Below are 21,001 nucleotides of genomic sequence, written 5' to 3'. Positions count from 1 at the left end.
CTTACAGCTTCATCAGGCTGGCGTCGTCGACCGAGGCCGAGTGGCGGGAACGGAACAGCGACACGATGATCGCGAGCCCCACCACGACCTCCGCCGCGGCGACGACCATCGTGAAGAAGGCGATGATCTGGCCGTCGAGGTTGCCGTGCATCCGGGAGAAGGCGACGAACGCGAGGTTGCACGCGTTCAGCATCAGCTCGATGCACATGAAGACCACGATGGCGTTGCGCCGGATGAGGACGCCGGTGGCGCCGATCGTGAACAACAGAGCGGCGAGATACAGGTAGTTGACGGGGTTCACTTCGACGCCTCCTCGGGCCGCTTGCGGCTCGCCGGGTCGATCCCGGTGCGCTCCAGGCGCTCCTCGGCGCGCTGCTCCAGGGCCTTGAGGTCGTTCAGCGCCTCGGCCGACACGTCGCGGACCTGGCCGCGCTCGCGCAGCGTCCTGCTGACCGTCAGCTCGGAGGGCGTGCCGTCGGGCAGCAGGCCCGCGACGTCCACGGCGTTGTGCCGGGCGTAGACGCCGGGGGCGGGCAGCGGCGGTACGTGCTTCCCTTCGCGCACGCGCTGTTCGGACAGCTCGCGCTGGGTCTTCGCCCGTTCGGTGCGCTCGCGGTGGGTGAGCACCATGGCGCCGACCGTGGCCGTGATGAGCAGGGCACCGGTGAGTTCGAACGCGTACACGTACCGGGTGAAGATGAGGGCCGCCAGGCCCTCCACGTTGCCGCCCGCGTTGGCCTTGCCGGCGCCGGCGAAGTCCTTCAGGGAGGCGTTGGCGATCCCCGCGAAGAGCAGGATGCCGAAGCCGAGGCCACACAGGAGGGCCAGCCACCGCTGGCCCTTGATGGTCTCCTTCAGGGAGTCCGCCGCGGTCACGCCGACCAGCATCACCACGAACAGGAACAGCATCATGATCGCGCCGGTGTAGACGACGATCTGCACGATCCCCAGGAAGTAGGCGCCGTTGGCGAGGTAGAACACCGCCAGGACGATCATGGTGCCGGCCAGGCACAGGGCGCTGTGCACGGCCTTCTTCATGAAGACGGTGCCCAGCGCGCCGACCACCGCGAAGGTGCCCAGCACCCAGAACTGGAAGGCCTCCCCGGTGGAGGTGGTGTAGGCGGCGAGCTGCGGGCTCATGCGTCCACCTCCTCGTCCGCCGCCTTCTCCCCCTTGGAGACGGCCGCCTGGCGCACCGTGCCCGGCGCGGCCTCGGTCACCAGGCCCCGGTAGTAGTCCTGTTCGTCCGTGCCGGGGTAGATGGCGTGCGGTGTGTCGACCATGCCCTCTTCCAGGCCGGCGAGCAGCTGCTCCTTGGTGTAGATGAGGTTCGCGCGGCTGGAGTCGGCCAGTTCGAACTCGTTGGTCATCGTCAGCGCGCGCGTGGGGCACGCCTCGATGCACAGTCCGCACAGGATGCAGCGGGCGTAGTTGATCTGGTAGACGCGGCCGTAGCGCTCGCCCGGGGAGTAGCGCTCCTCGTCGGTGTTGTCGGCGCCTTCCACGTAGATGGCGTCGGCGGGGCAGGCCCAGGCGCACAGCTCGCAGCCGACGCACTTCTCCAGGCCGTCCGGATGGCGGTTGAGCTGGTGCCGTCCGTGGAAACGCGGAGCGGTGGTCTTCTTCTGCTCCGGGTACTGCTCGGTCAGCCGCTTCTTGAACATGGCCTTGAAGGTCACGCCGAAGCCGGCCACGGGGTTCTGGAAACCGGGCTTGGTCTCCTTGGGTTCCTCAGCCATCGGACGCCTCCTTTCCATCCAGAGATCCGTCACTGACAGTGTCCGCCCCACCACTGACAATCAGCTCGCGCTCGCGGTGCGGACGGCGTCGCGGCACCGGGGGCAGCTCCTGTCCCGGCAGCGGGGGCACGGGGAATCCGCCGGCCATCGGGTCGAACCCGGCCGCCCCGGCGGCGGGCGGCTGCTCGGCCTCCTTGGCCTTCTCGCGGAACATGTCGGCGACGAAGGACAGGACCAGCAGGGCCAGGACGCCGCCGCCGACGTAGAGGGCGATGTCGGCGAAGTCGTAGTGCTCGTTCCTGAGGGTCCGCACGGTCGCGACGAGCATCAGCCAGACCACGGAGACCGGGATGAGGACCTTCCAGCCGAGCTTCATCAGCTGGTCGTAGCGCACTCGTGGGAGCGTGCCGCGCAGCCAGATGAAGAAGAACAGCAGCAGCTGCACCTTGATCACGAACCAGAGCAGCGGCCACCAGCCGTGGTTGGCGCCCTCCCAGAAGGTGCTGATCGGCCACGGGGCCCGCCAGCCGCCCAGGAAGAGGGTGGTGGAGACGGCCGAGACCGTCACCATGTTCACGTACTCGGCGAGCATGAACATCGCGAACTTGATCGACGAGTACTCGGTGTTGAAGCCGCCGACCAGGTCGCCCTCGGACTCCGGCATGTCGAAGGGGGCGCGGTTGGTCTCGCCGACCATGGTGACGATGTAGAGCACGAAGGAGACCGGCAGCAGCAGGATGTACCAGCGGTCGTGCTGCTGCTCGACGATGGTCGACGTCGACATCGACCCGGAGTACAGGAACACCGAGGCGAACGCGGCACCCATCGCGATCTCGTAGGAGATCATCTGCGCGCACGAGCGCAGGCCGCCGAGCAGCGGGTACGTCGAACCGGAGCTCCAGCCCGCCAGGACGATGCCGTAGATGCCGACCGAGGCGACCGCCAGGATGTACAGCATGGCGATCGGCAGGTCGGTCAGCTGCATCGCGGTGCGGTGACCGAAGATCGAGATCTCGTTGCCGGCCGGCCCGAAGGGGATCACGGCGATCGCCATGAACGCCGGGACGGCCGCGACGATCGGCGCCAGGACGTAGACCACCTTGTCCGCGCGCTTGACGACGAGGTCTTCCTTGAGCATCAGCTTCACGCCGTCGGCGAGCGACTGGAGCATGCCCCAGGGGCCGTGCCGGTTGGGGCCGATGCGCAGCTGCATCCAGGCGACGACCTTGCGCTCCCAGACGATGGAGAACAGCACGGTCACCATCAGGAAGGCGAAGCAGAACACCGCCTTGACGACGACGAGCCACCACGGGTCGGTGCCGAACATCGAGAGGTTCTCTGCGGCGAGGGACGGGCTCATGCCTCCACCTCCTCAAGGGCCTCGGCCGCACGGGTCGCCGGGCCGATACGGACGAGGGAGCCGGGCCGCGCCCCGGTGTCGGACGTGACGCCGGCGCCGACGGAGTTCAGCGGCAGCCACACCACCCGGTCGGGCATCTCGGTGACCTCCAGCGGGAGTTCGACGGCCCCGGCCGGGCCGGTCACGGCGAGCACGTCGCCGTCGGCGACGCCCGCCTCGGCGGCCGTGGCGGCCGACAAGCGCGCGCGTGCGGCGTGCCGGGTCCCGGCGAGCGCCTCGTCGCCCTCCTGGAGCACACCGTGGTCGAGCAGCAGCCGGTGTCCGGCGAGCACGGCCTCTCCGGCGGCGGGCCGGGGCAGCACGCCACCGCTCTCCAGCGGTTCGGCGGCGCGCGGGCCGGTCCAGGCGCCGAGCCGGTCCAGCTCCGCGTGCGCGGACCGCAGGTCCGGCAGGCCCAGGTGGACGTCCATGGCGTCGGCCAGCATCTGCAGCACCCGCAGATCGGTCGGGGCCAGACGGCGGGTCATCTGCTCGGGCTTGAGCGCGGCCTCGAAGAAGCGCACCCTGCCCTCCCAGTTCAGGAAGCTGCCGGCCTTCTCGGCGACGGCGGCGACGGGCAGGACCACGTCGGCGTGCTCGGTGACCTCGCCGGGCCGCAGCTCCAGCGACACCAGGAAGCCGACCTCGGTCAGGGCCGCACGCGCGCGTGCCGGGTCGGGCAGGTCGGCGACCTCCACACCGGCGACCAGCAGGGCCTGGAGTTCTCCGCCCGCGGCGGCCTCGACGATCTGGTCGGTGTCGCGGCCGTAGCGGTGCGGGAGGCCGGCGACGCCCCACACGGCGGCGACCTCCTCCCGCGCGCGCGGGTCGGTGGCCGGGCGGCCGCCCGGCAGCAGCGACGGCAGTGCTCCCGCCTCGATCGCGCCGCGCTCCCCGGCCCGGCGCGGGATCCACACCAGGCGGGCACCGGTCGCGGTCGCGGCCCGTACGGCGGCGGTGAGGCCGCCCGCGACGGAGGCGAGCCGCTCACCGACGACGATCACCGCGCCCTCGGCGCGCAGCGCCTCGGCGGCGCGACTGCCGTTGTCCTCCAGGCCGACCCCGCTCGCCAGCGCGTCCAGCCACTCGGTCTCGGTGCCGGGCGCGGCCGGAAGCAGGGTGCCGCCCGCCTTGTCGAGGCCGCGGGTGGCGTGGGTGGCCAGGGCGAACACCTGCTGTCCGTGCCCCCGCCACGCCTTGCGCAGCCTCAGGAAGACGCCGGGCGCCTCCTCCTCGGACTCGAACCCGGCGAGCAGGACGGCGGGCGCCTTCTCCAGGTCGGTGTACGTGACGCCCGTGCCGTCGACGTCCCGGCCGCGTCCGGCGACGCGGGCGGCCAGGAAGTCGGCCTCCTCACCGCTGTGCACGCGCGCGCGGAAGTCGATGTCGTTGGTGTCGAGGGCGACGCGCGCGAACTTGCTGTACGCGTAGGCGTCCTCGACGGTGAGCCGGCCGCCGGTGAGGACGCCGGTGCGGCCGCGCGAGGCGAGCAGGCCCTGGGCGGCGATCTCCAGTGCCTCGGGCCAGGACGCCGGGACCAGGTCGCCCTCGGGGTTGCGCACCAGCGGCGTCGTCAGCCGGTCCTTCAGCTGCGCGTAGCGGAACGCGAAGCGGCCCTTGTCGCAGATCCACTCCTCGTTGACCTCGGGGTCGTTGGCGGCCAGCCGCCGCATGACCTTGCCGCGCCGGTGGTCGGTGCGGGTCGCGCAGCCGCCCGCGCAGTGCTCGCAGACCGTCGGCGAGGAGACGAGGTCGAAGGGGCGGGAGCGGAACCGGTAGGCCGCCGAGGTGAGCGCGCCGACCGGGCAGATCTGGATGGTGTTGCCGGAGAAGTACGACTCGAAGGGGTCGCCCTCGCCGGTGCCGACCTGCTGGAGCGCGCCCCGCTCGATCAGCTCGATCATCGGGTCGCCGGCGATCTGGTTGGAGAAGCGGGTGCAGCGGGCGCACAGCACGCACCGCTCGCGGTCCAGCAGCACCTGCGAGGAGATCGCGACCGGCTTCTCGTACGTCCGCTTCTTCCCCTCGAAGCGGGACTCGGCGTTGCCGTGCGACATGGCCTGGTTCTGCAGCGGGCACTCGCCGCCCTTGTCGCAGACCGGGCAGTCCAGCGGGTGGTTGATGAGCAGCAGCTCCATGACGCCGTGCTGGGCCTTCTCCGCGACCGGCGAGGTCAGCTGGGTCTTCACCACCATGCCGTCGGTGCAGGTGATCGTGCAGGACGCCATGGGCTTGCGCTGGCCCTCGACCTCGACGATGCACTGGCGGCAGGCGCCGGCCGGGGCGAGCAGCGGGTGGTCGCAGAACCGGGGGATCTCGATGCCGAGCTGCTCGGCGGCTCGGATGACCAGGGTGCCCTTGGGCACGCTGATCTCGATGCCGTCGATCGTCAGCGTCACGAGGTCGTCCGGCGGGGGTGCCGCCGCGCCGCCCGAGGAAGGGGCGTTGGTGGTCACGGTCATGCGTGCACCTCCGTGTGCTGGTCCGCCCAGGCCGTCGACCTGGCCGGGTCGAAGGGGCAGCCGCGGCCCGTGATGTGCTCCTCGTACTCCTCGCGGAAGTACTTCAGGGAGGAGAAGATCGGTGAGGCCGCGCCGTCGCCGAGGGCGCAGAAGGACTTGCCGTTGATGTTGTCGGCGATGTCGTTCAGCTTGTCCAGGTCGGCCATGGCGCCCTTGCCGGCCTCGATGTCCCGCAGCAGTTGCACGAGCCAGTACGTCCCCTCGCGGCAGGGTGTGCACTTGCCGCAGGACTCGTGGGCGTAGAACTCGGTCCACCGGGTCACGGCCCGCACCACGCAGGTCGTCTCGTCGAAGCACTGCAGGGCCTTGGTGCCGAGCATGGAACCGGCGGCGCCCACGCCCTCGTAGTCGAGGGGGACGTCGAGGTGTTCGTCGGTGAACATCGGGGTGGAGGAGCCGCCCGGGGTCCAGAACTTCAGCCGGTGCCCGGGGCGCATGCCGCCGCTCATGTCGAGGAGCTGACGCAGTGTGATGCCGAGCGGGGCCTCGTACTGGCCGGGGCTCGCGACGTGGCCGCTGAGCGAGTAGAGCGTGAAGCCGGGGGACTTCTCGCTGCCCATCGACCTGAACCATTCCTTGCCGTTTTGCAGGATGGCGGGAACTGACGCGATCGATTCGACGTTGTTCACCACAGTCGGGCACGCGTAGAGGCCCGCGACGGCAGGGAAGGGGGGACGGAGCCGCGGTTGGCCGCGGCGGCCTTCGAGCGAGTCCAGCAGCGCGGTCTCCTCACCGCAGATGTACGCGCCGGCGCCCGCGTGCACGGTGATGTCGAGATCGAGTCCGCTGCCCAGGATGTTCGTACCCAGGTAGCCCGCCGCGTAGGCCTCGCGCACGGCCGAGTGCAACCGCCGCAGCACCGGTACGACTTCACCACGCAGGTAGATGAAGGCATGCGACGACCTGATGGCATAGCACGCGATCACGATGCCCTCGACGAGGCTGTGCGGGTTCGCGAAGAGGAGCGGGATGTCCTTGCAGGTTCCCGGCTCCGATTCGTCGGCGTTGACAACTAGATAGTGTGGTTTCCCATCACCCTGGGGAATGAACTGCCACTTCATCCCCGTCGGGAATCCCGCGCCGCCGCGACCGCGCAGACCGGAGTCCTTGACGTACGCGATCACGTCGTCCGGCGACATGGCGAGTGCTTTGCGGAGTCCCTCGTACCCCTCGTGCCTTCGGTAGACGTCCAGGGTCCAGGACCGGTCCTCGTCCCAGAAGGCCGACAGCACGGGTGCGAGCAGCTTCTCGGGACTGGACTCGTTGAGTTCGGTTGCCACGCTCATCACTCCCCCTCCTTCGCGGCGGGCCCCGCGGGGTGCGACGGATCCGAGGCCGATGTCTCCTGCGGCGCGTCGTGGGAGCTGAGGTGCTCCGCCGGTGACGGCTGGTGGACGGCGGTGTCCCGCGCGGTGTCCTGCGGGCCGCCCTCGCGGGGATGGACCACGCGCGCGGGTGCGGCCTCTCCTCTGGCCAGGCGGAGGCCCACCAGCGAAGCGGGTCCCGCACTGCCGCCGGCGTCGGCGGCACCCTCCCGCTCGTCGGGGAAGCCCGCCAGGATACGGGCGGTCTCCTTGAAGGTGCACATCGGCGCACCGCGCGTGGGCGTCACCGGCCGTCCCTCGCGCAGGTCGTCGACCAGGCGGCGCACGCTCGCGGGGGTCTGGTTGTCGAAGAACTCCCAGTTGACCATCACGACCGGGGCGAAGTCGCAGGCCGCGTTGCACTCGATGTGCTCCAGGGTGACCTTGCCGTCGTCGGTGGTCTCGCCGTTGCCGACGCCCAGGTGCTCCTGGAGCGCCTCGAAGATCGCGTCGCCGCCCATCACCGCGCACAGGGTGTTGGTGCAGACCCCCACCTGGTAGTCGCCGGACGGCTTGCGCCGGTACATGGTGTAGAAGGTGGCGACCGCAGTGACCTCGGCCGTGGTCAGACCGAGGACGTCCGCGCAGAACTGCATCCCGGTGCGCGTGACGTGCCCCTCCTGAGACTGCACGAGGTGCAGCAGCGGCAGCAGCGCGGAGCGCGAGTCGGGGTAGCGGGCGATGACCTCGCGCGCGTCGGCCACCAGCCGGGCGCGGACGTCGTCCGGGTAGCCGGGAGCGGGCAGTTCGGGCATGCCCAGGCTGACGCCCCGCTCCGAAGAAGAGGTGGTCACCGGTCGACGCCTCCCATCACGGGGTCGATGGACGCGACGGCGACGATGACGTCGGCGACCTGGCCGCCCTCGCACATCGCCGCCATGGCCTGCAGATTGGTGAAGGACGGGTCGCGGAAGTGGACCCGGTAGGGGCGGGTGCCGCCGTCGGACACGGCGTGCACCCCGAGTTCGCCCTTGGGGGACTCGACCGCCGCGTACGCCTGTCCCGGCGGGACCCGGAAGCCCTCGGTGACCAGCTTGAAGTGGTGGATCAGGGCCTCCATGGAGGTGCCCATGATCTTCTTGATGTGGTCGAGGGAGTTGCCGAGGCCGTCCGGTCCCAGGGCGAGCTGGGCGGGCCAGGCGATCTTCTTGTCGCCGACCATGACCGGGCCGGGCTGCAGCCGGTCCAGGCACTGCTCGACGATCCTGAGCGACTGGCGCATCTCCTCCAGGCGGATCAGGAAGCGGCCGTAGGCGTCGCAGGTGTCGGCGGTCGGGATCTCGAAGTCGTACGTCTCGTAGTCGCAGTACGGCTGGGTCTTGCGCAGGTCGTGCGGCAGGCCGGTGGCGCGCAGGATCGGGCCGGTGGCGCCCAGGGCCATGCAGCCGGCCAGGTCCAGGTAGCCGACGTCCTGCATGCGGGCCTTGAAGACGGGGTTCCCGGTGGCGAGCTTGTCGTACTCCGGGAGGTTCTTCTTCATCTTCTTGACGAACTCGCGGATCTGGTCGACCGCGCCGGGTGGCAGGTCCTGGGCGAGTCCGCCGGGCCGGATGTAGGCATGGTTCATCCTGAGGCCCGTGACCAGCTCGTAGATGTCGAGGATCAGTTCCCGGTCGCGGAAGCCGTAGATCATGATCGTGGTGGCGCCCAGCTCCATGCCGCCGGTGGCGATGCACACCAGGTGGGAGGAGAGCCGGTTCAGCTCCATCAGGAGCACGCGGATGATCTTGGCGCGGTCGGTGATCTGGTCCTCGATGCCGAGGAGTTTCTCGACGGCGAGGCAGTAGGCGGTCTCGTTGAAGAAGGACGTCAGGTAGTCCATGCGCGTGACGAAGGTGGTGCCCTGCGTCCACGTGCGGAACTCGAGGTTCTTCTCGATGCCGGTGTGCAGGTAGCCGATGCCGCAGCGGGCCTCGGTGACCGTCTCGCCCTCGATCTCCAGGATGAGGCGCAGCACTCCGTGGGTGGAGGGGTGCTGGGGGCCCATGTTGACGACGATGCGCTCGTCGTCGGCGCGGGCCGCGGACTGGACGACCTCGTCCCAGTCGCCGCCGGTGACCGTGTAGACGGTGCCCTCGGTGGTCTCGCGGGGGGTCGCCGAGGACGGGGTGTGCGTGCTCATGAGTACGACCTCCGCTGGTCCGGAGCCGGGATCTGGGCGCCCTTGTACTCGACGGGGATGCCGCCGAGGGGGTAGTCCTTGCGCTGCGGGTGGCCCTGCCAGTCGTCCGGCATCATGATCCGCGTCAGAGCGGGGTGACCGTCGAAGACGATGCCGAAGAAGTCGTAGGTCTCGCGCTCGTGCCAGTCGTTCGTCGGGTAGACGGGGACCAGCGACGGGATGTGCCGGTCGCTGTCGGGGGCGCTGACCTCCAGGCGGATCAGCCGGTTGTGGGTGATCGAGCGCAGGTGGTAGACGGCGTGCAGCTCGCGGCCCTTGTCGTGCGGGTAGTGGACCCCGCTGACGCCCGTGCACAGTTCGAAGCGCAGGGCGGGGTCGTCGCGCAGGGTGCGGGCGACCCGGAGCAGGTGCTCCCGCTCGATGTGGAAGGTCAGCTCGCCGCGGTCGACGACCGTCTTCTCGATGGCGTTGCCGGGGAGCAGGCCCTGTTCCTCCAGGGCGCCCTCCAGTTCGTCGGCGACCTCGTCGAACCAGCCGCCGTAGGGCCGGCTCGCCGGGCCGGGGAGCCGCACCGAGCGGACCAGGCCGCCGTAGCCGGAGGTGTCCCCGCCGTTGTCGGCGCCGAACATGCCGCGCTGGACGCGGATCTCCTCACCGCCCTGGCCTCGCCGGCCCGGGAGGTTCTGGGCGGCGAGGTCCTTCTCGGGGTTGACGCCGTTGCCGTTCGCGGAGCCGTTCGCGCCGCCCGCGCCGTGGGTGCCGTTCGCGTCGCTCACCGCAGCAGCCCCTTCATCTCGATCGTGGGCAGGGCCTTGAGCGCCGCCTCCTCCGCCTCGCGGGCCGCCTCCTCGGCGTTGACGCCGAGCTTGGTGGACTGGATCTTCTGGTGGAGCTTGAGGATCGCGTCCATCAGCATCTCGGGGCGGGGCGGGCAGCCGGGCAGGTAGATGTCCACGGGGACGATGTGGTCGACGCCCTGGACGATCGCGTAGTTGTTGAACATGCCGCCCGAGGAGGCGCAGACGCCCATGGAGATCACCCACTTGGGGTTGGGCATCTGGTCGTAGACCTGCCTCAGGACCGGCGCCATCTTCTGGCTGACCCGGCCGGCCACGATCATCAGGTCCGCCTGCCGGGGCGAACCGCGGAACACTTCCATGCCGAAGCGGGCCAGGTCGTAGCGGCCCGCGCCGGTGGTCATCATCTCGATCGCGCAGCAGGCGAGGCCGAAGGTGGCCGGGAAGACGGACGCCTTGCGCACCCAGCCCGCGGCCTGCTCCACGGTGGTCAGCAGGAAGCCGCTCGGCAGCTTTTCTTCGAGTCCCATGTCTTATAAGGCCCCTCAGTCCCATTCCAGGCCGCCGCGCCGCCATACGTACGCGTACGCGACGAAGACGGTGAGCACGAAGAGCAGCATCTCCACGAGCCCGAAAACACCCAGGGCGTCGAAGGTGACGGCCCAGGGGTAGAGGAAGACGATCTCGATGTCGAAGACGATGAAGAGCATCGCCGTCAGGTAGTACTTGATGGGGAAGCGCCCGCCGCCGGCCGGCGTGGGAGTGGGCTCGATGCCGCACTCGTACGCCTCGAGCTTGGCGCGGTTGTACCGCTTCGGCCCGATCAGCGTGGCCATGACCACGGAGAAGATCGCAAAGCCTGCCCCGAGGGCTCCCAGTACGAGGATGGGCGCATACGCGTTCACCGCTCCTCGCTCCTCTCAGTCGGCACTGACTGCTGGCGGTCGTTGGGTTCACAACTGCCTCGTCTGTCCCACGAGCCCCGCCCGTCCCGGCGAAGATCGGGAACATGTGAAGCAGGTCACAAGCCCAACTGCAGGGCATCCTATGCCCGACACTCTGTGATCTGCGACACGGGGTATTGCACCAGCTTTGTGATCTCCACCACCTGACGAAGGATCATCAAGCCGGATGAGCGGTGATCTTCGCACGCGAAGCACCTGAGTGATCACCACTGGTTACATTTTACCTCGTATTTGCAGGTCGGAGGGGGTCTGCACTATCAGATGACCAGCGTTCGGCGCAAAGTGGCGGACGGCGTCAAGACCTTGATATAGGGCCGCTTTTCACACATCAGAGGGACCGCGGAACGGAAAGTGGACGCGCTCCGGCGCGTTCACCCGTTCACAAGCGACGCATGTGGCTCCCGAGGTTGTCTGTGACTGCTGTGGCCTCTGGGGCGTTCGGGACTTCGGCGCACCGATCGGACAAGTCGGCGCTCCGCCCCCTCGGAGGCGGGCGCGCGGACGCGGGAGGGTACGGTGACCGTTCCGTGACCTCCGCCACATCGATGAGAGGCCCATGAGAACCGGGCTTGGCCAACGGTCCCAACCGATGGTAGGTGCGGGGCAATTCGGGCGTAACAGCGAAAGACCATGATCACAGGCATGATCATCTGTGCCCGCAATGTCCGTTACGGCGTCAATAAGGGACGACACGCCCGGCGTTCGCACCCCCGGTTGAGCAAATGTGGCGCAGACCACGTTTCTTGAAGATATGGAGGAGCCCCTGATACCGGTTGTTCCCATGTCCCACACCGCTCACATACGCAGCCACCGGAAGCCCCGCCGTAGCGCGTCGACAATCGCGATGCGGGCCGGAGTTGCCGGTGGCGTCCTCGGCACCCTGGCAGTGGCCGGTGCGTCCGCCTCCACGGCGAGCGCCGCCGAGCCGGTCACCCAGACCCTCGAACTGCCCACGCTCACCGCCGACCTGGCCGACCAGGTCGCCCAGTCCGCGGACGCCACGCAGCAGACCGCCGCGAACTACCAGCTCCAGGCCGAGCGTGACGCGGCCTCCGCGAACGCCGCGAAGCAGGCCAAGTCGGACCTCGCCGAGGCCAAGAAGAAGGCCGAGGCCGCGAAGAAGAAGGCCGCCGAGGAGGCCGCCGCCCGCAAGGCCGCCGCCGAGCAGGCCTCGCGCAGCGCCGCCCGCACCACGCTCGCCACCCAGGCGAGCACCGGATCCGGCAGCGGTTCCGGCAGCAGCAGCGCCGACGTGTCCGTCGGCACGTCCACGGGGACCGGTTCGGTCGCCTCCGTCATCTCGTTCGTCAAGGCGCAGGTCGGCAAGGCCTACATCCCCGGCGCCACCGGCCCGTCCGCCTACGACTGCTCGGGCCTCGTGCAGACCGCCTTCAAGCAGGTGGGCGTCAGCCTGCCGCGCGTCTCCCAGGACCAGTCGACCGTCGGCACCCAGGTGTCCCTGTCCAACCTGCAGCCGGGCGACATCCTCTACTGGGGCGGCAGCGGCAGCGCGTACCACGTGGCCGTGTACGTCGGTGGCGGTATGTTCGTCGGCGCGCAGAACTCCTCCACGGGCGTCGTGGAGAGGCCTCTGTCGTACGACCCGCCCACCGGGGCCGTCCGGGTGCTCTGAGCCCCGTACACCGCCGTAGAGGGGGAAGGGCCGCAGCCGCTCGGGGGCAGCGGCCCTTCCGTCGTTTCCCCTTCACCCGATTCGCCCCCGATGTGCCGACCGGCGCACCCCGGGACATGACTGAGGCCGGCTCAGGACGAGCCGGCCTCACGGTCATCCCCGCGCCTGTCTCACGCCTTCGGCGCCACCTTGCTCAGGCCGTTGATGATGCGGTCCATCGCGTCGCCGCCGGTGGGGTCGGTGAGGTTGGCGAGGAGCTTGAGGGTGAACTTCATCAGCAGCGGGTGCGTGAGGCCGCGCTGGGCGGCGATCTGCATGACCTTCGGGTTGCCGATGAGCTTCACGAAGGCACGGCCCAGCGTGTAGTAGCCGCCGTAGGTGTCCTTCAGGACGCGCGGATAGCGCTGGAGGGCCAGTTCGCGCTGGGCGGGCGTGGCACGGGAGTGCGCCTGGACGATGACGTCGGCGGCGAGCGCGCCGGACTCCATGGCGTAGGCGATGCCTTCACCGTTGAAGGGGTTCACCAGGCCGCCGGCGTCGCCGACGAGCAGCAGGCCGCGCGTGTAGTGGGGCTGCCGGTTGAAGGCCATCGGCAGCGCGGCGCCGCGGATGGGTCCCGTCATGTTCTCCGGGGTGTAGCCCCAGTCCTCGGGCATCGAGGCGCACCAGGCCTTCAGGATCTCCCGCCAGTCCAGCTCCTTGAAGGCGGCCGAGGTGTTCAGCACGCCGAGGCCCACGTTGGACGTGCCGTCGCCCATGCCGAAGACCCAGCCGTAGCCGGGCAGCAGGCGGTCCTGCGGGCCGCGCCGGTCCCACAGCTCCAGCCAGGACTCCAGGTAGTCGTCGTCGTGGCGCGGCGAGGTGAAGTACGTGCGCACGGCGACGCCCATCGGGCGGTCCTCACGGCGGTGCAGGCCCATCGCCAGGGAGAGCCGGGTGGAGTTGCCGTCGGCGGCGACGACGAGCGGCGCGTGGAAGGTGACCTCCCGCTTCTCCTCGCCGAGCTTGGCCTTCACGCCGGTGATGCGGCCGGTGCGGTCGTCCACGACGGGAGCGGAGACGTTGCAGCGCTCGTACAGCCGCGCGCCCGCCTTCTGGGCCTGCCGGGCGAGCTGCTCGTCGAAGTCGTCGCGCTTGCGGACGAGTCCGTAGTCGGGGAAGGAGGCCAGGTCGGGCCAGTCGAGCTGGAGCCGGACGCCGCCGCCGATGATCCGCAGGCCCTTGTTGCGCAGCCAGCCCGCTTCCTCCGAGATGTCGATGCCCATGGCGACGAGCTGCTTGACGGCGCGCGGGGTCAGACCGTCGCCGCACACCTTCTCGCGCGGGAACTCGGTCTTCTCCAGCAGGAGGACGTCGAGACCGGCCCGGGCGAGGTGGTACGCGGTGGTGGAACCGGCCGGTCCCGCACCCACGACGATCACATCGGCGCTGCTCCCGGAGAGGGGGTCGGAGAGGGGCTCAGTCTCGACGGTCACGGCGGGATCTCCCCAAGTTCGAAATCTGCGTGCCGACCGGCACTGGACATGGGCAGTCTATTCAGCGGCACTGATCACCCGGCTGAAGGGCTGCCCTGTGAACCGAGTTCCGCCCGTCGTACGGCTGCGCGTCCCCACCGACGAGGACGCCGTCGCCTGGCACCGCCTCTTCGACGACCCGGACGTCATGGAGTACCACGGCGGCCGTTCCGCGGAGCTGTCCGTCTACGAGGAGCTGACCGCCCGCCAGCGCCGGCACGACGCCGAACGCGGCTTCTGCTTCTGGACGATGCTCGACGAGTCCGGCCGGGCCATCGGCTTCACCGGCGCCCAGCCGTGGCCCGGCGAGTGGGGCCCGGTGGGCGAGATCGAGATCGGCTGGCGCCTCGGCCGGGAGTACTGGGGGCGGGGTTACGTCACGGCGGCGGCCCGGATGACCCTGGAGCGGCTGCGCGCGGCCGGTCTGCCGGGCGTGGTCGCCATGGTCGACCGGCGCAACACGCGCTCCATAGCGGTGACCCGGCGTCTGGGCATGCACCACGCGGAGACCTTCGTGACACCGGACCGGAAGCGGATCGGCCACTGCTACCGGCTCTCGCTCGGCCCGGAGAGTGACAGTCACTCCATGTAATCGAATGTCACGGAAAGACACAGAGAGCTTCCGGGTGGTGTTCCGGGCGGCTACCCTGCCGGTACCGCTGGGGGGGTGACGTCCGTGTACCCGAGGCCCAAGACACCGGAAGTGCGCGTTCCGCGCCTGGTCGGCCTGATGGCCGTGGACGCGCGCGAGACCGCCCGGGCGCGGGGCCTGCTGCTCGACGCGCCCGACCGGCCCGACTTCCACCTCACCGTCGTCGACCACGTCGTACGCCAGTACCCGCGGCCCGGCGCCGAGGTGCCGCGCGACTCCCTGGTGTACGTGTGGTTCGACTTCGGGCCGGGCGAGGGCGGCGGGGGCGTCCGTGAGCCACGTGTGCCGGGGCCGCCCCCGGGCGGCCTGCGCCGCGAACTCGACGAGCCGGGCCGGCCGGGCGGTGAGCCCGGCGAGCCCTGCGCCGTCGTCGGCCCCTGCTGACCGGCCGGCCCTCAGGCCTTGAAGCCCCGGTGCAGGGTGACGATCCCGCCGGTGAGGTTGCGCCAGGCCACCTTCGACCAGCCGGCCTCGCGCAGCCTTCCGGCCAGCGCCGGCTGGTCGGGCCAGGCCCGGATGGACTCGGCGAGGTAGACGTACGCGTCCGGGCTGGAGGAGACCGCGCGGGCCACGGGCGGCAGGGCCCGCATCAGGTACTCCGTGTAGACGGTACGCAAGGGCGCCCACGTCGGGTGCGAGAACTCGCAGATCACCACGCGTCCGCCGGGCCGCGTCACCCGGTGCATCTCGCGCAGCGCCGCGTCGAAGTCCTGCACGTTGCGCAGCCCGAAGGAGATGGTGACCGCGTCGAAGGTGTCGTCCTTGAACGGCAGCCGCGTCGCGTCGCCCGCGGTGAACGGCAGCCAGCCGTGCCGCTGCTTGCCCACCTGGAGCATGCCGATCGAGAAGTCGCAGGGCACGACGTAGGCCCCGGCGCGGGTGAAGGGCAGCGAGGAGGTGGCCGTGCCGGCGGCGAGGTCGAGGATCTTCTGCGCCGGGCGCGCGTCGACCGCTCTGGCGACCTCCTTGCGCCAGCGCCGGTCCTGTCCGAGGGACAGCACGTCGTTGGTCAGGTCGTACCGTTCCGCCACGTCGTCGAACATCGAGGCGACTTCGTGCGGCTGCTTCTCCAGGGATGCGCGGGTCACCCCGTCATTGTTGCAGCCGCCCGCCCGGGACCTGCAGCTCGCCCCGCGCCGCCGCCCCCGCGAACCGGGCGAAGGCCTCCGGCGCGACGGCGAGGCGGCCTCCGGCCGGCTTCTTGCTGTCGCGCAGGGCGATGTGGGCGGTGAGGTCCGCGTGCCCGACGCACTCGCCTCCGGTGTCGCCGCGCAGACGAGTACGGTCAACCGCCGCAATCGTGTTCATGCCCGCCGGTGGACGAGCCGTCCGCCCACCACGGTCGCCAGGCAGCTCCCGTCCGCCGCGAGGACGGCGAAGTCCGCGCGGGCGCCCGGGGCGAGGGCCGCGGCACCGGGGCCGACCAGGACGCCGGACCGCTGCACGGCGGTCCGCACCGGCGGGCGGTCGAACGGTCCGGCCACCGACGTCACCCCGCGCGCCAGCATCCGCTGGAGTCCGCGCCGGGCGCTCGCGCCCCAGCGGGCCTCGGGCATCCCGTCCGGGCCGACGGGCAGCGGCTGCGTGCCCAGCTCGTCGGCCTCGCGCGGGTCGGGCCAGTACAGGGTCTCCAGCAGGCGTACGGCGTCCGGTTCGTGCCGTCCGGGGACGAGGGTCCCGGCCCACTCGCGGAGGCGGGCGCCCGCGCCGTGCGCGGCGCGCAGCTCCTCGTACGGGCCGAGGCCCACGATCCGGTCGCCCTCGACCGCGACCGAGCGGTCCGGGTCCGCCAGCGGGCGGTGGATCGTCAGCATGGGACTCGACGGTTCGTCCGGGCGGCTCAGCTGGACGCGAGCAGCTTCAGTTCCGGGTGCGCGGTGCCGCCGTCGAGCGCCGTGGAGGAGATGTGGGACATCACGCGGTCGTCGACGGGGTCGTTCGCCGGGTCGTCGTGCACGACGATGTGCTCGTACGTCGTGGAGCGCTGCGCCGGGACGCGGCCCGCCCTGCGGATCAGCTCGATGATCTCCATGCGGTTGGAGCGGTGCCTGGCACCGGCGGAGGAGACGACGTTCTCCTCCAGCATGATCGAGCCGAGGTCGTCGGCGCCGTAGTGCAGGGTGAGCTGGCCGACCTCCTTGCCGGTGGTCAGCCAGGAGCCCTGGATGTGCATGACGTTGTCCAGGAAGAGGCGGGCGATGGCGATCATCCGCAGGTACTCGAAGAGCGTGGCCTGCGTGCGGCCCTTCAGGTGGTTGTTCTCCGGCTGGTAGGTGTACGGGATGAAGGCGCGGAAACCGCCGGTGCGGTCCTGGACGTCGCGGATCATCCGCAGGTGCTCGATGCGCTCGGCGTTGGTCTCGCCGGTGCCCATCAGCATGGTGGAGGTGGACTCCACGCCCAGCCGGTGCGCGGTCTCCATGATCTCCAGCCAGCGCTCGCCGGACTCCTTCAGCGGGGCGATGGCCTTGCGGGGCCGCTCGGGCAGGAGTTCGGCGCCGGCGCCGGCGAAGGAGTCGAGACCGGCCGCGTGGATGCGGGTGATGGCCTCCTCGACGGAGACCTTGGAGATCCGGGCCATGTGCTCGACCTCGGAGGCCCCCAGGCTGTGGATGACGAGCTGCGGGAACGCCTTCTTGATGGCCGAGAAGTGCTTCTCGTAGTACTCCACGCCGTAGTCCGGGTGGTGGCCGCCCTGGAACATGATCTGGGTGCCGCCGAGCTCGACGGTCTCCGCGCAGCGGCGCAGGATGTCGTCCAGGTCGCGGGTCCAGCCCTTGGCGGTGTCCTTGGGGGCCGCGTAGAAGGCGCAGAACTTGCACGCCGTGACGCACACGTTCGTGTAGTTGATGTTGCGCTCGATGATGTACGTCGCGATGTGCTCGGTACCGGCGTACTTGCGGCGGCGTACGGCGTCGGCGGCGGCGCCCAGCGCGTGCAGCGGCGCGTGCCGGTACAGGTCGAGCGCCTCCTCGTAGGAGATCCGTCCGCCCGCGGCGGCACGGTCGAGGACGGACTGAAGGTCGGCCTTCTCGGTCACCGGCGTCCCTTTCGCAGAGGGTTCGTAGGGATTGGACGGACCGAAACAGCCTACGCCAGTGCTGATCGCGGGCCGACGCCAGGCCGTCGGCACCCGGCCAGGACACGTGCTCCGGCCGGGCCCTGCGGTTGCCCGCCTCCGGGCCGTCCGAGGTGGACCGGAGGGCGGCGGCGCCGCCGGGACGGAGGTGGACCGTGCGGTCGTCCGCGTCCCGGGAACACGGAGGGCAAGGCGCCGGACGGGGACGCGTCCGGGGGCGCGGGCGAGGCGGCGAGGCGGGGGCGGGTTCCGGTGTCCACCGGCTCCCCCGTACGCCGGGCCCGCGGCCCCTCGGCAGCGTGCGCGGGCCGCGGTCAGGGCCGCAGGAGGGCCACCTCGACGTCCGCCGGGAAGCCCGTGGTCGGGCCGACGCGCCGGGCGAACTCCGTGACCGCCTCCAGCTGCGGGGCGCCGAAGCTGAAGTCGAGGGTGGTGAAGTACTTCTCCAGCACCTTCTCGTCGAAGGCCTCCCAGCGGGCCGCCTGCTCGGCGACCTTGCCGACCTCCTCCAGGGAGAGGTTGCGCGAGGACAGGAAGGCCTCGTGCACCTTGCGGGTGATGACGGGCTCCCGCTCCAGGTAGTCGCGGCGTGCCGCCCAGACGGCGAAGACGAACGGCAGGCCCGTCCACTCCTTCCACAGCTGCCCGAGGTCGTGCACCTCGAGGCCGTAGCGCGGGCCGTCGTGCAGGTTGGCGCGCAGGGCCGCGTCGCCGATGAGCACCGCCGCGTCCGCCTCCTGCATCATCAGGCTGAGGTCGGGCGGGCAGGTGTAGTAGTCCGGCGTCACCCCGTACCGCTCGGCGAGCAGCAGCTGGGCGAGGCGGACGGAGGTGCGGGAGGTCGACCCGAGGGCGACCCGGGCGCCGTCGAGCCGGTCCAGCGGGACCTGCGAGACGATCACGCACGACATCACCGGGCCGTCGCAGCCGACGGCGATGTCGGGGAAGGCGACCAGGTCGTCCGCGTTCTTGAGGAACTCGACGAGGGTCACGGGGCCGATGTCGAGGTCTCCCCGCACGAGCTGCTCGCTGAGCTTTTCCGGGGTGTCCTTGGTCAGTTCGAAGTCGAGGAGCGTGCCGGTTCTCGCGAGCCCCCAGTAGAGGGGCAGGCAGTTGAGGAACTGGATGTGGCCGACGCGCGGCCGGATGCGAGAATTGTCCACATCGCGAGACTAGACCCCGGCCCGCCGGTTCCCGCCGCCGCCCCCGCCGACGCCCTGCCGGCCGCCGGAACGCCGGGGCCCGGACCTCCCGCTCACCCGTCCGGCCGCCTGGATGTCCGGCTTCTCCCGACCTGTTGCGTCAACCTCTCACCAGAGCCTTCAAACATCCGGGTGACGTGATCTTGGCCCCTATTGCGTTCCGGTGCCTGCATGCTAGGCTCACCAGCAAGTTGCAGTTTTGGTTTCCCTTGCAGTACAGAGCCTGCGGAGCATGTAACCGCGGGCTCTGGTCGTTTTCAGACGTATGCAGTTGTGCGGCGATCTCGTTTTCACACTTGCAGGTTCTGGAGCAGGGCGACCCTTTGAGCCCAAGGAGGGCTTATGGCTACCGGAACCGTGAAGTGGTTCAACGCCGAAAAGGGCTTTGGTTTCATTGCCCAGGAAGGCGGCGGCCCCGACGTCTTCGTCCACTACTCCGCGATCAACGCGACCGGTTTCCGCTCTCTCGAAGAGAACCAGCAGGTGTCCTTCGACGTCACCCAGGGTCCGAAGGGCCCGCAGGCGGAGAACGTCACCCCGGTCTGAGCGTCCGCGCGCAGTAACCGTTCTGATTGAAGTACCCAAGGAGCCCCGCGCCTTCCGGCGACGGGGCTCCTGCCTTTCCGCCGCCGCTTCCGGTCCGCTCCGCTCGGGCGGCATTCGTTCCGGTTGGGTCGGCACCCGCTCCCTCCCCCGCCCGTGGTCCGGACCCCGGCGGGAGGCGGAGCGGGTTGCCGCCCGGGCCCTGCGGAGATCGTCGTACAGGAGCAAGGTCCAGTCAATCCTGGGGATTTGTGCGCATCCCCAAGGGAAACCTTGGGTCTGGGCGGCCGTCCGTGGCTAGTGCTGTGGCCGGAAAGGTTTGCCGGGAAGCTCGCGGCGTCCGGTGCTGGGGGTACCTCCCACGCCCTTCAGGCAGTGGGGGAGCATCGCAAGGCGGAGCATCACCCGCGTACTGGATGTACTCGGGTGATGCGACAACGCGGCTGGGGGTCCCCCCTGCTCGAAGAGCTTGGGGGAGCCGTGCCGGGCGTCGCGAGCCGGTGGACCTTTCCGGCCGCAGCACTAGCCTGGGCCGGTGACTCTCGATGATCTACGGGTGTTCGTGGCCGTGTGCCGGGCGGGCAACCTCAGCGCGGTGGCCCGGGACCTGGGCTGCACCCAGTCGGCGGTGAGCCAGCACGTGAAACGGCTGGAGCGGGAGACCGGCGTCAGCCTGCTGGAACGCCGGCCGCGCGGGGTCGTCCCCACCCCGGCGGGCGCGGTCCTGCGGGCAGCCGCCGCCGACGGTCTCGCCGGCCTGGACGGTGCGCTGCGGCGGCTGCGTGACCTGGCCGACGGCGAGAGCGGCGAGGTGCGGATCGCGACCGGTGCGACGACCGTGCGGCACTTCATGGCGGACGCGGTCGTCGCCTTCCGGCAGCGCTACCCCAAGGTCAACCTGGAGTTCTTCACGGAGAGTTCGAGCCGGGGCTGCTTCGACGCGCTGGCCGGCGGCGAGCTGGACCTGGCCTGGGTCACGCTGGGCGCCCCGGTGCGGGGCATCGAGCAGCGCGGGGTGCTGGACCTGCCGTGGGTGCTGGCGGTGCGGGCCGAGGACCCGCTGGCGGACCGCGCCTGCGTCGACGCGGCCCAGCTGCGCGACCTGCGCCTGATCCGGCTGCCGCCGAACTCCACCTCGGCCGCGCACCTGGACGCCGCCTGCGCCGAGCTGGGCGTCCGGTTCGGCTCGGACACGAGCGTCGCCGACTGGGACACGGCGTTCCTGCTGGCCGAGCTGGGGGTGGGCCGCGCGGTGCTGCCCGCCCTGCCCGGGCACACGACGCCGGGCGGCCCGCTGCGCCTGGTGCCCGTACCGGCCCTGCGCCCGCTGTCCGTCGGCTGGGCGGTCCGCCGCTGGGACGCGCTCAGCCCGCTGGCCCGCGCGTTCGCCGAGACGGTGGTGGACTGCTGCCGCGACCCCGGCACCGACTCCCCGGCTCAGGGCCTGGGCCCGGAGCCGAAGCCGGATAC

At 70.5% G+C, this 21,001-nt stretch carries 21 protein-coding genes and 1 pseudogene; 5 read left to right on the top strand and 17 right to left on the bottom strand.

Translation table 11 applies throughout. The features are described from left to right. Position 1 precedes the first annotated feature (1 nt). From nuoK to AB0G56_RS36865, 11 genes are read right to left on the bottom strand one after another with little or no spacing between them, the layout of a single operon-like run. Positions 2-301 (bottom strand): NADH-quinone oxidoreductase subunit NuoK, encoded by a 300-nt coding sequence (gene nuoK, locus AB0G56_RS36915; protein ID WP_003974374.1) that lies wholly within the window; start codon positions 299-301, stop codon positions 2-4. Then, positions 298-1,140 carry an NADH-quinone oxidoreductase subunit J gene (locus AB0G56_RS36910; protein ID WP_360978945.1) on the bottom strand — a complete coding sequence of 281 codons (843 nt, stop codon included), beginning with the start codon at positions 1,138-1,140 and terminating at the stop codon, positions 298-300. The genes nuoK and AB0G56_RS36910 overlap by 4 nt, the downstream gene beginning before the upstream one ends. Further along, a complete protein-coding gene (nuoI, locus tag AB0G56_RS36905; RefSeq protein WP_360978942.1) occupies positions 1,137-1,739 on the bottom strand; it encodes an NADH-quinone oxidoreductase subunit NuoI in 603 nt (200 codons plus the stop codon). Before nuoI ends, AB0G56_RS36910 begins: the two co-directional genes overlap by 4 nt. After that, positions 1,732-3,099, bottom strand: coding sequence for an NADH-quinone oxidoreductase subunit NuoH (gene nuoH, locus AB0G56_RS36900; RefSeq protein WP_360978939.1), 1,368 nt, complete (start codon positions 3,097-3,099; stop codon positions 1,732-1,734). Before nuoH ends, nuoI begins: the two co-directional genes overlap by 8 nt. Continuing rightward, positions 3,096-5,600: an NADH-quinone oxidoreductase subunit G gene (locus AB0G56_RS36895; protein ID WP_360978936.1), complete on the bottom strand. Its 2,505-nt coding sequence runs from the start codon at positions 5,598-5,600 to the stop codon at positions 3,096-3,098. Before AB0G56_RS36895 ends, nuoH begins: the two co-directional genes overlap by 4 nt. Continuing rightward, on the bottom strand, positions 5,597-6,949 hold the full coding sequence (nuoF, locus tag AB0G56_RS36890) for an NADH-quinone oxidoreductase subunit NuoF (protein WP_360978933.1): 1,353 nt from the start codon (positions 6,947-6,949) through the stop codon (positions 5,597-5,599). The genes AB0G56_RS36895 and nuoF overlap by 4 nt, the downstream gene beginning before the upstream one ends. Next, positions 6,946-7,818: an NADH-quinone oxidoreductase subunit NuoE gene (nuoE, locus tag AB0G56_RS36885; RefSeq protein ID WP_360978930.1), complete on the bottom strand. Its 873-nt coding sequence runs from the start codon at positions 7,816-7,818 to the stop codon at positions 6,946-6,948. The genes nuoF and nuoE overlap by 4 nt, the downstream gene beginning before the upstream one ends. Then, entirely contained in the window at positions 7,815-9,146 is a 1,332-nt protein-coding gene (locus AB0G56_RS36880; RefSeq protein ID WP_360978927.1) for an NADH-quinone oxidoreductase subunit D, read from the bottom strand. The genes nuoE and AB0G56_RS36880 overlap by 4 nt, the downstream gene beginning before the upstream one ends. Continuing rightward, positions 9,143-9,922: an NADH-quinone oxidoreductase subunit C gene (locus AB0G56_RS36875; protein ID WP_360978924.1), complete on the bottom strand. Its 780-nt coding sequence runs from the start codon at positions 9,920-9,922 to the stop codon at positions 9,143-9,145. Before AB0G56_RS36875 ends, AB0G56_RS36880 begins: the two co-directional genes overlap by 4 nt. Beyond that, positions 9,919-10,473 carry an NADH-quinone oxidoreductase subunit B gene (locus tag AB0G56_RS36870; RefSeq protein ID WP_009190037.1) on the bottom strand — a complete coding sequence of 185 codons (555 nt, stop codon included), beginning with the start codon at positions 10,471-10,473 and terminating at the stop codon, positions 9,919-9,921. The genes AB0G56_RS36875 and AB0G56_RS36870 overlap by 4 nt, the downstream gene beginning before the upstream one ends. A 15-nt stretch (positions 10,474-10,488) precedes the next feature. Next, complete coding sequence (locus AB0G56_RS36865; protein WP_007383963.1) at positions 10,489-10,848, bottom strand: NADH-quinone oxidoreductase subunit A; 360 nt, start codon at positions 10,846-10,848, stop codon at positions 10,489-10,491. An 841-nt stretch (positions 10,849-11,689) separates the two neighbouring features. Here AB0G56_RS36865 and AB0G56_RS36860 point away from each other — a divergent pair. After that, positions 11,690-12,541, top strand: coding sequence for a C40 family peptidase (locus AB0G56_RS36860; RefSeq protein ID WP_360978919.1), 852 nt, complete (start codon positions 11,690-11,692; stop codon positions 12,539-12,541). A 170-nt stretch (positions 12,542-12,711) separates the two neighbouring features. Here the strand turns inward: AB0G56_RS36860 and AB0G56_RS36855 are convergent, their stop codons facing one another. Beyond that, positions 12,712-14,016 carry a geranylgeranyl reductase family protein gene (locus AB0G56_RS36855; protein WP_360978916.1) on the bottom strand — a complete coding sequence of 435 codons (1,305 nt, stop codon included), beginning with the start codon at positions 14,014-14,016 and terminating at the stop codon, positions 12,712-12,714. Between the two features lie 97 nt (positions 14,017-14,113). Between AB0G56_RS36855 and AB0G56_RS36850 the strand changes: the two genes are divergently transcribed. Both AB0G56_RS36850 and AB0G56_RS36845 read left to right on the top strand, forming a co-directional pair. Next, positions 14,114-14,647 carry a GNAT family N-acetyltransferase gene (locus AB0G56_RS36850; protein WP_360978913.1) on the top strand — a complete coding sequence of 178 codons (534 nt, stop codon included), beginning with the start codon at positions 14,114-14,116 and terminating at the stop codon, positions 14,645-14,647. Positions 14,648-14,758: 111 nt separating this feature from the next. Continuing rightward, a complete protein-coding gene (locus tag AB0G56_RS36845) occupies positions 14,759-15,091 on the top strand; it encodes a PASTA domain-containing protein (protein ID WP_360978910.1) in 333 nt (110 codons plus the stop codon). Between the two features lie 11 nt (positions 15,092-15,102). On the opposite strand, the gene AB0G56_RS36840 is transcribed toward AB0G56_RS36845, so the two are convergent. From AB0G56_RS36840 to AB0G56_RS36820, 5 genes are all read right to left on the bottom strand, one after another. Next, positions 15,103-15,795, bottom strand: a complete 693-nt coding sequence (locus tag AB0G56_RS36840; RefSeq protein ID WP_360978907.1) for a demethylmenaquinone methyltransferase — start codon at positions 15,793-15,795, stop codon at positions 15,103-15,105. A gap of 4 nt (positions 15,796-15,799) precedes the next feature. Beyond that, a complete protein-coding gene (locus AB0G56_RS36835; RefSeq protein ID WP_360978904.1) occupies positions 15,800-16,015 on the bottom strand; it encodes a DUF397 domain-containing protein in 216 nt (71 codons plus the stop codon). Beyond that, the gene (locus tag AB0G56_RS36830; RefSeq protein WP_360978901.1) at positions 16,012-16,521 is read right to left on the bottom strand and encodes a hypothetical protein; all 510 of its coding nucleotides are present in this window, start codon (positions 16,519-16,521) and stop codon (positions 16,012-16,014) included. Before AB0G56_RS36830 ends, AB0G56_RS36835 begins: the two co-directional genes overlap by 4 nt. Before the next feature lie 26 nt (positions 16,522-16,547). Next, entirely contained in the window at positions 16,548-17,747 is a 1,200-nt protein-coding gene (gene mqnC, locus AB0G56_RS36825) for a cyclic dehypoxanthinyl futalosine synthase (protein WP_360978898.1), read from the bottom strand. 353 nt (positions 17,748-18,100) lie between these two features. Further along, positions 18,101-18,949, bottom strand: coding sequence for a menaquinone biosynthesis protein (locus tag AB0G56_RS36820; protein WP_360978895.1), 849 nt, complete (start codon positions 18,947-18,949; stop codon positions 18,101-18,103). 381 nt (positions 18,950-19,330) lie between these two features. Here AB0G56_RS36820 and AB0G56_RS36815 point away from each other — a divergent pair, with 381 nt between their 5' ends. Both AB0G56_RS36815 and AB0G56_RS36810 read left to right on the top strand, forming a co-directional pair. After that, entirely contained in the window at positions 19,331-19,534 is a 204-nt protein-coding gene (locus AB0G56_RS36815) for a cold-shock protein (RefSeq protein WP_004984723.1), read from the top strand. Between the two features lie 532 nt (positions 19,535-20,066). Next, positions 20,067-20,930, top strand: a pseudogene (locus AB0G56_RS36810) (LysR family transcriptional regulator); the annotation flags it as partial. Positions 20,931-21,001 lie beyond the last annotated feature (71 nt).

Origin of the sequence: Streptomyces sp. NPDC021356, assembly GCF_040641015.1 — a bacterium.
Lineage (GTDB): Bacteria > Actinomycetota > Actinomycetes > Streptomycetales > Streptomycetaceae > Streptomyces.
This window is presented reverse-complemented; position numbering and strand designations above follow the sequence as displayed.